The organism is Paenibacillus sp. P4_A7 (assembly GCF_056402455.1).
Genome location: NZ_JBFUHJ010000166.1, coordinates 1 through 10804, shown reverse-complemented (window position 1 = coordinate 10804; position 10804 = coordinate 1). Strand labels below are relative to the sequence as shown.

Genomic DNA, 10804 nt, shown 5'->3' with positions numbered 1-10804 from the left:
TTTTTCAAGGGGCTTCGCCTCACATTTATACCTACTTGTCAAGTCTTATTTCTCTTTTTCGTACAAAAAAAGAGCGGGCTATCTTTTTCGATAACCTGCTCTTTTTCTTGATATTTGGACCTGCGCCTTAACTAAATGACATTGCCCAAAAGGGTGCCCTTGTGTTTTTTTCTTACAACTTTAATGAAGTGYCGCCTTAAGTTATGTTGAGCCAATATCTATACTGGCAGCAAAACTCAGCTTATTCCAATATTGTTTATGTTTATTAAAATATTGAATATATGATTAGTGATGGATATAATGCTAGATAAAAGCGAGGGGTTGGACTCTGGTTGGCCGGAAAATCAAGGGATGAATTCTCGCATGATAGGTTCGGAGGTGGATAGGATGATTAAAGTATTAATCGCAGAGGATGAAATGCTTGTCAGGGTTGGACTAAAGAACGCGATTGATTGGAGTCAATTTGGTATGACGGTTATTGCGGATGTGCCCAATGGTCAGGAGGCCTGGGAGGTATACAAGAGGGAATCCCCTGACATCGTTATTACTGACATCAAAATGCCAGTGATGGATGGCATGGAGCTGGTCGCGCGTATTCGCGAGACGGATCAGACGACGAAAGTGATTATTCTGACCTGTATGGAGGATTTTGATTTGGTGCGCAAAGCGATGGCACACAATGTAAGCGAGTACATTTTAAAGCTGGAAATGTCTCCTGATCAGATAGAAGGACTATTAGGCAGGTTGCAACTTGAAATGAAAAAATCCTCACGCTCAATCCCACAGCATTCGGAGTCGGAGCACGTAGCGGTCAAGGAAAATTTGTTTAAAGATTATTTATTTTGCAATCGCTACACGGACAAAGAATTTGCCGCCAAGGTTGATTATATGCGTTTGAACATAAATCCGGTACGAATGATTGTATGTGTGATGGAAATTGATCAGTATTGGCATCTGCGAAATAGGTTCCAAGATCAGAAGGGACAGCTGATCCGGATGTCCCTTCTGAACGCCTTAGATGAGGTTTTGCGGGGATATGAGCGCGGTGAAGTATTCCACGATGAAGAGAGCCGCTACATTATCATTTTTAGTTTCCATGATCTTCTAAGTGAACAACAAATTTTAGGAAGCCTGTACAAAATTGTTGATCATATACATAAAGTGATGACGACCTATTTTAACGTAACGGTATCCTTCGGAATCAGCGATATTCAAACTGGTTATCATGCAATGAAAAAACAGTATCAGCAAAGCGTGCGAGCATTGGAACGTAAATTTTTTCATGGACCTGGAAAGAATGTGCTCGCCGTACGCTACGAAAATGAGCCGATTAGTCAGGAATGGAGAGAAAAGCTGCTGAAGCTCCCTGAAGAATGGAAGGTCATAGACAGCTATAAAAAAATGCTTTCGGACAAGATCCATTTGTTTTTACTAGAGGGCAATGCTGGCACCAAACAGGATGTACAGAAGCAATTTATGCAGTGGCTGCTTTGGCCGATATCTTCCTTGCATTTGGCTCGAGTAAATGTGGTAGACCTATTTACGTCATATGCTGAGCGAACGATGAATGCAGAAACGCTGGACGAAACAATCGAGATTTACCGGCAGTATTTGATCGAACTAGCCAAGCACCATGCACAGAAACGACCTGTTAGCAGAGAAATCAATGACGTGCTTCAATTTATTGAGATCCATTATGAGCGGGAGATCACATTGGAGGAATTAGCCGAGGTGGTCAAGATGAGTCCAAATTATTTAAGCAGCTTATTCAAGAAGGAAATGCAGCAGAACTATGCGGATTATTTGGTGCAATATCGCATTGAAAAGGCCAAGGAGATGTTACTCGGCACTTATTTAAAAACTTACGAGGTTGCCGACAAAGTCGGTTTTGTCAATCATAGCTACTTCAGCCGGTCATTCAAAAAAATGACCGGAACGAGCCCTAGGGAATTTCGCAAGCAGTGGATGGTGGATTGGCCGAAAGACGGTGAACCGGTTGAGCAAGAGTAGCTTGAAGCTGAACGGTGGAAGCTTGCGAGTAAGCCTAAGTATTTCTTTCATGATTATGAGTGTCATTGTGCTGATCGCCAGCGCAGTTGGGATTTATTTCGGTGTATTGGATATTTGGCAGAAGCGTTCGGAGAAATCGACGCTGCAGCTGTTTCAACAGATTCAATACAGCGTGGACGTAACTCGTCATGATGCGGACAAGGTATCCAAGCTATTTCTGGTCGATTCCGATATTCAAGAGTATTTGGACACGATTTCAGCAAGTTCTAGTTCCCCTGGTGAGCATGTTAACTTGACGAATAAAGTAATGGAACGGATGTCAATCGTTTTGCAAAACTATGATTATATCTCATCCATTTATTTATTTACGAGCAGTGGTACTGTTGTCGGCGTTAGTGGGCAAGCATCAACGTTTATATTAAATGCATTGGATAAGCACTGGTTTTATTCGTCCGGTCTATACAGCCAAGCACAGAATTCCTACCCCCTATTGATCTGGAAAGGTGCTACGAAAGCGGAATATTTTCATGATGAAGTATATCGACCGGAGGATGAACGGTACAACCAGTTGACGTCTATGCGCGGTGTGAAGTCCATTACGAGAATGACTCAGGCGGGAACGCTTGTCGTTAATATCGATCAACAGGTGTTGGCCGACACTTATAATAAACTAGCCGGGGAGCCGGGAAGTGAAATATTCATATATGATGAGCAAGGCAGAATCATTTCAGATACTGATGCAACGCGTCTTGGCCAAGTGGTACCAGCGGAGCTTCTAGAACCGATTGATCGCCCCTTCGGGAGCTTTACTAACGGAGATAAGCAGGTCATTTATTATCAATTGGGTGAAACAGGCTGGACGGTAATCAAAATGCTCCCCATCAGCGAATTTGTGAAGGATATTTGGCAACTGCGCAACACGATGATTGGTATTTCAACGACTACTCTCATCGCGGCTTTGCTAATATCGTATTATTGGATTCGCAAAATTACAAAGCCGCTATCGCAGTTGGGAAAAGCCATGCAGGAAATGGAGCGGGGTAATCTGGGAATTACTATGGAAAACGTGGCAAATAACGAACTGGGTATGCTGGCTAGAGGCTTTAACAGGATGTCGCAAAGCATGATCGATTTGATTGACGATAATCGGAAAGCGGAAGAACAAAAAGCTAAACTGGAAATTCGTATGCTGCAGTCACAAATCCAACCTCATTTTTTGTACAATACGTTAAATACAATTAAATGGATGGCCATTGTCATAAAAGCCGATAACATCTCACAAAGTCTGACGACACTGTCGAGCTTATTGAAGCCGATATTTAACCGCATAGATTTGATGTGGACGTTCCGTGAGGAAATCGATTATATCGATAACTATATTAAGTTAATGAATGTGCGATATGGTCAGGGGATCGAGGTTGAATGGCGGCTTCCAGAATCGCTGAGTATGTGTCAGGTGCTGCGTTTTATTTTGCAGCCGATTATGGAAAATGCTATCGTACACGGCATGGAGTCACAAAACTATACGGGAATCATACGAATTGAGGCGGAGGATCGGAATGACACGATTATTCTCATCATATCGGACAACGGAGGTGGAATCACCGAGCAAAGGCTTCTCCAGCTGAGAGAGAAATTAGGCTTTGACGATTCAGTCGATGATAGTGGTCAGGAGACGATTGGAATCGGATTGCAAAATGTAAATAAACGGATTCAGCTTCACTTCGGTAGTGAATACCGACTGGAAATCGATAGCTTGAGCGGGAAAGGTACAAGGGTAACGGTCAGATTCCCCAAGTTGTTCAGTCAGGAATGAAAACGTAGAAAATGAACAGTTTGATCAGTCATTTTTAAAGGAGGGCAGTAACTTACTGCCCTCTTTGTTCATTTTACAGCCAAAAGGGATAGAATTCGTAAGTTATTTTATTTTGTATAGGTTTGACCGCGCGTATACTAATGTTAGTCAAATAAGTCACTATACGATATGGAGCAGAAATATGCAAAATAAACCGATGTTATCGAAAAGCAGATTTTCTTTGCTGCTAATGGCGATGCCATTTCTAGTGCTCGTGTTCTTGTTTAGCTACCTTCCCTTGTTCGGTTGGGTTTACGCCTTTTTTGATTACAAGCCAGGGATTCCGCTTAGTCAGTCGGAATTCGTCGGTTTGAAGTTTTTCACCCTGACATTTAATGACGGGGGTGAAATGCTAGGTGTATTGAAAAATACATTAGCTATGAGTTTATTGGGCATTTTAACATCGCCTTTGCCGCTTATTTTCGCGATTCTTCTCTCGGAAGTGAAAAGTGGTAAGTTTAAAAAATTTGTGCAGACGACAACGACACTGCCCAATTTCATTAGTTGGTTCATTGTTTTCTCTTTGTTTTTCTCCATCTTTTCAGTCGAAGGATTGTTCAATTCGCTCATGCTTAAGCTGAATTTCATTAGCGAACCGACGAATATTCTTGGTAATCGCGAAGCTGTCTGGTTTGTTCAAACAGGGGTTGCTGTCTGGAAAGGAATTGGATGGGGGGCAATCATTTATTTGGCTTCCATTGCAGGAATCGATCAGGAACTGTATGATGCGGCGAAAGTGGACGGTGCGGGTCGGTTTCAAACGATCATGAGTGTAACAGTACCTGGATTGATGCCGACGTATATCGTGCTGTTACTGCTTGGTATAAGTAACATGCTGTCGAACGGTTTTGATCAATACTTTGTATTCCATAATCCGCTTGTCGCGGAGAAGATTGAGGTACTTGATTACTATGTCTACCGAATTGGAATCGCGACGAACGATTATGCTTATGCGACAGCCATTGGAGTTTCTAAGACGATAATCAGCATTATATTGCTGTTCACAGTCAATTTCATTTCCAAACGAGTTCGGGGCGAATCCATCATTTAGGAATCAATATCTCCATGAAAGGAATGTAAAAATTTGAAAGTGATGCAGACCAGGTTTTGGGATATCAGCTTCTCTATTAGTAATTATATTTTGCTGTCGTTGATCACATTTGCATGTATTTATCCGTTCTATTACATCTTCATCTACTCGATTAGCGACCCGGTTGCAGCGTCAGGGGGGTTAGTGTTCCTGCCCAAGGGCTTGAATGTAGATAATTACGTGAGGATGTTGCAGTTGCCGAATATTTACTCCTCATTTGTGATTTCAGTTCTAAGAACATTGCTGGGAACAGTTATTACGGTTTTCAGTTGTACCTTCTTCGCCTATCTCGTGACGAAGAGAGAACTGCCCTTCCGTAAGCTTATCTATCGGTATGTAGTTATTACATTATATTTGAACGCTGGACTTATACCGTGGTACTTAACTATGAAAAGCTTAGGCATGAAAAATAATTTTCTAGTCTACATTATTCCCGGTGCGATTGTTGGATTTTATGTCATCTTGATTAAAACGTTCATCGAATCGCTGCCGGGTGCGTTGGAAGAATCGGCGATGATCGACGGCGCAGGCTACTTTACGATATTCACCAAAATCATCTTTCCCCTGTCACTCCCTATTATTGCGACCATTGCCGTGTTCGCCGCGGTTGGTCAGTGGAATACATGGCAGGATAATTTCTTTCTTGTGTCGGATCCCAAGCTGCAGACGGTGCAGATGGTGCTTTACAACTATATGAATCAGGTACAATCCATTGCTAATATGACGATGCAAGAATTGAGCAGGGGAGAAGCTGCGAGGAAAATCACACCTCAGGCGGTACGGATGACGATGACGATGATTGTAACGATACCCATTTTATTCGTATACCCTTTCTTGCAGAAGTATTTTGTCAAAGGCCTTATGCTCGGAGCGGTAAAGGGTTAGCTTGATCTAGTAATTGATGCTGTATTCGGCATTTCAATTATAAACAGACGTTTGTAATTAAAAAGGGAGGTACAAAGATGAATTTTGCAAATCAATCTGTTCGAAAAATGTTTTTGCTGCTATTAGTTTTTGTAATGGTGGGGACTTTGGCAGCCTGTAGCGGTGCTAATAACAAAGAAGAGCCAACAAAAGAGCCAACAGAGAGCAACAAACCTAACGATTCTGATTCGAACAAGAAAGAACCCGTTAAATTGACATTATTCGGTGCAGGTGGAGCTGATGTTCCCGGAATCCAATCTGATCCGGTAGCCAAAGAGATTGAGAAACGTCTGGGCGTGACACTCGAAACGGCGGCATTTGATGAGAACAAGCTGAAGCTGATGCTTGCAGATGGCGATTTGCCTGATATTATGATGGTCGATCATAAATACATCAAACAAATGATTGAAGGCAATCAAATTATTAATATGGATGACTATTTGCAAACGAGTGGTCAAGATATTGAAAAAGGAATGTCTGAGACGCTTGAATATTTCAGACAAAATATGAGTGAAGGCCAAAACAAGCTCTATTTTTTACCTATTCACACAGGAACATCTAAAGAAGTAGGTGCAGCAGCTCCACAGTATGAATATTCAGTTGGATTTTGGACGAGATGGGATTTGTACAAAGAGCTGGGCTATCCAGAAATCAATTCGACCGATGAATTCCTGAACTTACTGGCTGAAATGCAAAAAAAATACCCGAAAACAGAGGATGGCAAGAAGGTATACGGAGTATCCGCGTATAATGGCGGTCTATGGCCTTTTATTATTCAGAATGCATTTGCAGATGGTTACTATAACGGTCCAGGAGTATATGTGCAGGATGCTGAAGGTAAAGCCTACGAATTGTTGACCGATGAAAACAGCACATTCTGGAACAGTATGAAGTACTTCTTCAAGGCCAATCAGATGGGACTGCTCGATCCGGAATCATTTACTCAACAAATGGATCAGTATAGCGCCAAATTGGATAACTTGCAATTGCTGTCCAGCATAGCGAACTGGTGGACTGGCGGAGGAAACAAGAAGCTGGCTGCAGCAGGTAATTCGGAAGCTGGMTATGCAATGATTCCAATTACGGGAACAGGGATTTATAAAGGCGGTTTTTCTCCGACAGGTTGGAGCGGAAAGTATTTGGCCGTTTCCAAAAATTCAAAGCATCCAGAACGCGCAATGGAATTATTAAATTTCCTTTTCACACCGGAAGGTTCAAGACTAGTGGTAAGTGGCGTTGAAGGTGAGCATTGGACAATGGTCGACGGCAAACCGGAGATGACAGACGAAACGATACAAGCCTCCAAGACGATGGATGGCTTTGGAAATACAACGGGTGTTGGAAAGTATGGCAATCTTCAAGGTGTTGACGACCTGGTCGTTCATCCGGGAGACAATGGGTTGATCAATCTATTTTATTCCCCGAAAGTATTCCAAACAAGATTAACGCCGCTCGATAAGGCGTATAGCGAGTATTATGGGGGAACTTACCCTGGAGAAGCACTTGAAAAGCTTGTTCAGGAAGGGAAAATCACATGGGGCGCATACGACACGACTGTTCAAACCGGACTTGCAACTGCACCAGACGATATTAAGCGGATCGACGCTAAAGTGGAAGAGCTAGTGAAGACAACGATGCCGAAGCTTATCTTGTCTAAGAATGAAGAAGAATTTAATAAGGTCAAGGCGGATCTGTTGGAAAGTCTGAATAAAATCGATTACGCACAATCCAAGAAGTTCTGGGATGAAAATTGGAAAGAAGCGCTCGAAAAAACGGCTGTATTAAAGAAGTAAGATGGTATGATTTAGCTTTCTAATGAAGGCTAGTGATTCTATCAATGGATAAATCCGGGCTGAGGCAACTAAGTCTCGTCCGGATTTACTTACTTAAAGCATAAATACGATTTGAAAGAGGGATTGATTTGAACGATTTGAACGTGAAGCTGGCAGTACCATCTCCGCAGCAAATTGAATGGCATAATACAGAAGTTGGAATGTTTATCCACTGGGCACCCAATGTATATCAGGATCAAGAGTATGATGATCTTTCAACTCCGCTGGGTCAGATCAATCCGTCGGAGCTGGACACCGACCAATGGGTTTCTGTCGCGCAATCACTTGGTGCTAAGTATATTGTAATGGTAGCTAAGCATGTCGGGGGATTTTGCATGTGGCAGACGGATACTTGTGAATACGGCATTAAAAACACACCCTGGCGCAATGGGAAAGGTGATGTGCTGCGAGACCTTTCTGAATCCTGCAAGAAACAGGGCATGAAGCTTGGCATTTATTTAAGCCCTCAAGATACATACAACGGAGCGCAAACGGCAGGACGTTGCGATACACCGGAAGCGCAAGCAAAGTATAATAAGGTCTATAGAACGCAATTAGAGGAATTGCTTAGTCAATACGGCGACATCTTTGAAGTATGGTTTGACGGCGGACAAGAGATCGAGGTCGGCGATATTCTGGAACAATATGTTCCTAATGCGGTTTACTTTCAAAGTAAGCATGCCTCCATTCGTTGGGTTGGCAATGAAGAAGGAATTGCGACATATCCAGCATGGAACGCAGTGAGATCCGACTCCGATGCAGCCAAAGGTCTGGGAACAATTCAACATAGCGATCCTAATGGAGATGTATGGATTCCGATGGAATGCGATGCAAGAATTCGGAATACTTGGTTCTGGAATACAACTAATGATAACACTGTAAAATCCTTGGATCACCTAGTAGAGCTCTATTATAGATCTGTAGGAAATGGAGCAGTTCTTCTATTGAACGCCAATCCAGATCCAACTGGGAAAATTCCGGATGCAGATGTGATACGCGCTAAGGAGTTCGGTGACGAAATCAGAAGCAGGTTTGCGAATGTACTTGGTCAGACTAGTGGATCTGGATACTCATTGGAAATCAATTTTGACGGGCCCACAGTGATTGATCATGCCGTGATTTGTGAAGACATCCAGTTCGGTGAGCGAATTCGCTCTTATGAAGTATTCGGATTTGATGGAACGGAATGGTTTAAATTATGTAGTGGTACTGCTGTAGGACACAAAAGAATCGAACGGTTTGGAGCCGTCACACTGCGAAAGCTAAAATTGAATGTGCTCAAATCCGTTGCTGAGCCGCAGATTGTGGAATTCTCGTCCTATTTCACAGGTGCTACTAATGTATTCAGCCATTTTAAAATGGAATCTAGTCAGAAAAAAGTCGGCGAGTGGGGTCCTGAGCTATTTATTTATAAAAAAGATCGTAAAAGCGTCGAAAAGTATGGTATTGCAGATCTGATAGACGATGCAGGACAATATCGATTGTATCTAGAGAATGCAGACGGTGGCAAAAGCAGTGTCTATATAACGGGAGTCAAATTACTATTGAATAACTCTTCTTATCCACAATTCGTATCCCAAAATGAAGAGCAATATATGATCAATATTACAGGTTTGGGGCAAAGTATCGAACTAGAAATAGAGCTTCACTCTCAATCCGACAATGGGATATTCGGAAATATATGGATGGAGAGAGTATAGGAAACGATAGCCCGATTGTACGACTGCAATTAGACAGAATGGAAGTTTAACGCGTTAGTTATACATCAAGAATGGTCGTAGAGATTATATTGGTGAAGCCACTCAAATATGAGTGGCTTTTGTTACTTCATAACTAAGCGAAACCATTTGCCCGTACTGCTTCATATTGGTTAAGCGGAAAGTGCTTGGTAAAGTTCCTTGTGGAAATAGTGGAATACCTTCTCCAAGCACTTTCGGAATGACGGTGATTTGGAGCTCATCCAGCACTTTGGCTTCCAGAAAAGCTGCTGCAAGCTGTCCGCCTCCTACAAGCCAAACGTCACCATCCAACGCCTGTTTCAATCTTGGGATAAGAGTATTTATAGCCTCATTCGTAAAGACCACGTGTGGAGCAGGAGCCTGTTCCGATTGAGATAAAATGTAGCACGGTTTATCAGCATAAGGAAACTCATCGGCAAGTATGAGTACCTCTTCATAGGTGAATCGCCCCATTACGACTGTACCCACTGTTTTATAAAAATCGCCGTAACCGCTATCCTCACCTTCTCCTTCGACATCATTAAGCCAATCTACTGAACCGTCGACCTTTGCGATATAACCATCCAAGCTCATGGCGATGTAAAGCACTACTTTATTATTTTTCATATCGAAATCACTCCCTTCTAAGATTTATGATACATTGAAACTACGACAAAAAATGAAAATGAATGATCGAAGGCTTGCGATAATGCGAATATTAGACGCGAGAAAGAAATTTACTGCCCGTGAGCTAGCTGAACGTTTTCAAGTATCGGTCCGAACCATTCAGCGGGATTTAGATGACTTGCAAAAGAGCGGATTTCCTCTGTATACAGAGGTGGGGGTAAACGGGGGCTATCGTGTACTTCCTAACAGAATCTTGCCCCCTCTTCAGCTTGCGCAGCACGAGGCGTTAGGGCTATTTATGATGATTGAATATTTGGAAAAAGTGCCCGACTTTCMATTTGGATCGATACGCGCGTATCTTGCAGAGCATTATTTTTCCAGTTTGCCCGATGATGTGCAAGATATGATCCTTCGTATGAGGCAGCATATTACATTTCTTCAGCATCATTCGGTCCAGTTGGAGCCCTTAACGACGAAGATATTAATGGCTTCAGTAGAGAAATGTGAGATTGCGTTTATATATACATCGCGTAATGGAACGAAGAAGGTACAAGGCTATCCGCTTGGCATTTATTATGAGAATGGTCATTGGTACATGCCTGCTAAAAAGCTTGATAGGGTGTTATTGTATCGGGTTGATCGCATGCAGCAGTTGGATGTACTTGATCGAACAGACGATTCTATACCGACCCTAAAAGAGTGGTTGAATTCGGAGGATAGCAGAGAAACAGTAGAAGTGGTGCTGCAA

8 protein-coding genes are annotated in these 10804 nt (G+C 42.5%); 7 read left to right on the top strand and 1 reads right to left on the bottom strand.

The window, feature by feature from the left end; translation table 11 throughout:
* Window positions 1-387 precede the first annotated feature (387 nt).
* From AC1DWN_RS18790 to AC1DWN_RS18765, 6 genes are all read left to right on the top strand, one after another.
* Window positions 388-2010: a response regulator gene (locus tag AC1DWN_RS18790; RefSeq protein ID WP_477560432.1), complete on the top strand. Its 1623-nt coding sequence runs from the start codon at window positions 388-390 to the stop codon at window positions 2008-2010.
* Entirely contained in the window at window positions 1997-3826 is a 1830-nt protein-coding gene (locus AC1DWN_RS18785; protein WP_477560431.1) for a sensor histidine kinase, read from the top strand. The genes AC1DWN_RS18790 and AC1DWN_RS18785 overlap by 14 nt, the downstream gene beginning before the upstream one ends.
* Window positions 3827-4007: 181 nt before the next feature.
* On the top strand, window positions 4008-4916 hold the full coding sequence (locus AC1DWN_RS18780; protein WP_477560430.1) for an ABC transporter permease: 909 nt from the start codon (window positions 4008-4010) through the stop codon (window positions 4914-4916).
* A 42-nt stretch (window positions 4917-4958) separates the two neighbouring features.
* The gene (locus tag AC1DWN_RS18775) at window positions 4959-5840 is read left to right on the top strand and encodes a carbohydrate ABC transporter permease (protein ID WP_477560434.1); all 882 of its coding nucleotides are present in this window, start codon (window positions 4959-4961) and stop codon (window positions 5838-5840) included.
* 77 nt (window positions 5841-5917) lie between these two features.
* Window positions 5918-7672: an extracellular solute-binding protein gene (locus AC1DWN_RS18770; protein ID WP_477560429.1), complete on the top strand. Its 1755-nt coding sequence runs from the start codon at window positions 5918-5920 to the stop codon at window positions 7670-7672.
* A gap of 128 nt (window positions 7673-7800) precedes the next feature.
* Window positions 7801-9411 carry an alpha-L-fucosidase gene (locus AC1DWN_RS18765; protein ID WP_477560428.1) on the top strand — a complete coding sequence of 537 codons (1611 nt, stop codon included), beginning with the start codon at window positions 7801-7803 and terminating at the stop codon, window positions 9409-9411.
* 102 nt (window positions 9412-9513) lie between these two features.
* On the opposite strand, the gene AC1DWN_RS18760 is transcribed toward AC1DWN_RS18765, so the two are convergent.
* On the bottom strand, window positions 9514-10056 hold the full coding sequence (locus tag AC1DWN_RS18760; protein ID WP_477560427.1) for a dihydrofolate reductase family protein: 543 nt from the start codon (window positions 10054-10056) through the stop codon (window positions 9514-9516).
* A 52-nt stretch (window positions 10057-10108) separates the two neighbouring features.
* On the opposite strand from AC1DWN_RS18760, the gene AC1DWN_RS18755 reads away from it, so the two are divergent.
* Window positions 10109-10804 (top strand): helix-turn-helix transcriptional regulator (locus AC1DWN_RS18755; protein ID WP_477560433.1); only part of this gene is annotated, 696 nt, incomplete at its 3' end.

Bases quoted from the DNA above. Each gene is read 5' to 3' on its own strand.
- AC1DWN_RS18780 (WP_477560430.1), top strand. From the start codon at position 4,008: ATGCAAAATAAACCGATGTTATCGAAAAGCAGATTTTCTTTGCTGCTA.
- AC1DWN_RS18790 (WP_477560432.1), top strand. From the start codon at position 388: ATGATTAAAGTATTAATCGCAGAGGATGAAATGCTTGTCAGGGTTGGA.
- AC1DWN_RS18760 (WP_477560427.1), bottom strand. From the start codon at position 10,056: ATGAAAAATAATAAAGTAGTGCTTTACATCGCCATGAGCTTGGATGGT.
- AC1DWN_RS18775 (WP_477560434.1), top strand. From the start codon at position 4,959: ATGCAGACCAGGTTTTGGGATATCAGCTTCTCTATTAGTAATTATATT.